Source organism: Pseudoalteromonas sp. GutCa3 (assembly GCF_002836155.1).
Classification (GTDB): Bacteria; Pseudomonadota; Gammaproteobacteria; order Enterobacterales; family Alteromonadaceae; genus Pseudoalteromonas; species Pseudoalteromonas arctica.
Genome location: NZ_PJBK01000002.1, coordinates 1 through 990, shown reverse-complemented (window position 1 = coordinate 990; position 990 = coordinate 1). Strand labels below are relative to the sequence as shown.

Genomic DNA, 990 nt, shown 5'->3' with positions numbered 1-990 from the left:
TGACTCAAGAGATTTTGCTAAATCGTAGCCTTCCAGGATGGCTTGTAACTTAAGCCATCCTTGCCATAACACTTTCACAGATGCACGCCCTGTGCGCTTGGTATCTTTCCAGCCTCCTAACTTTGCCAGTTCCTGATACGCCCATGACATATTTGGAGCAGTTTCAGGCAATGGTGTTTTTATTCTCTTTAACCACAATAACTTCCATGCTTTGGGAGATAACAGTTGTTCACAACTTGGAGAATCAGGCTGCTCATTGGTGAACTTTAGTTGCAATATTCGCGTCGCAATAAAGCCATTAATCGTCACCAATCTTTCCATGTTATCTTGGCTTTGAAGGCGTAAACTTTCGATATCCGTGCCATCACTTTTCCAGACTTTATGGTATTCCTCTACAAGCCAACGGTGCTCATAGTAGGTGATGATAGCTAAGGCGTCTTCTTTGCTGGTGACTGGTTCACTGGTTAATAGGTGCCAGCTTAAGCCGTTCTCAGCGTTTCCTCTCTCTGCACAGCCGACATAGTAAACTGGGAGGGAGCGTCCTTTCTTATTGTAAGGCGCTTTGAGTGTCACTGGCGCATAGGTGATATCCAGTGTTGCGCTTCGGGCTTTTCTTCCTCCTTTTTGTGCAATGTGGATGTGTTTGGTGCCTGCACTCATCAGCTCGCTTGCAAACGCATAGAGCTTATCCTCACCTTCTTCAATATGACGACTTTGCATCGAGCGTACGACGAATCGTTGCTGCTCGGTCAGTTTATACTGCAAGTATTCGTAGATGTCCGCTTCGCGGTCACACACCGATATCACGTTCGCCATTTGTCCTTGCAGCCGCTCTGCCATCGCTCGTGACGCTGACTCCCACTTGTAACTTTCTTTTTCTTCGTAAGAAGTCGTCGCGTGTTTTTCTCTTTTTCCAATCGTGTTGATATCACGACTCCAGCGAGACTGTTCAATTAATCCCACAACTTGCTTTGTGTCTGGCGCAAACAG

Annotated in this window: 1 protein-coding gene; it reads right to left on the bottom strand. The window is 46.4% G+C overall.

Annotated elements, in window-relative coordinates:
* A partial coding sequence (locus CXF64_RS00010) for an IS4 family transposase (RefSeq protein ID WP_101215986.1) occupies window positions 1-990 on the bottom strand: 990 nt, incomplete at both ends.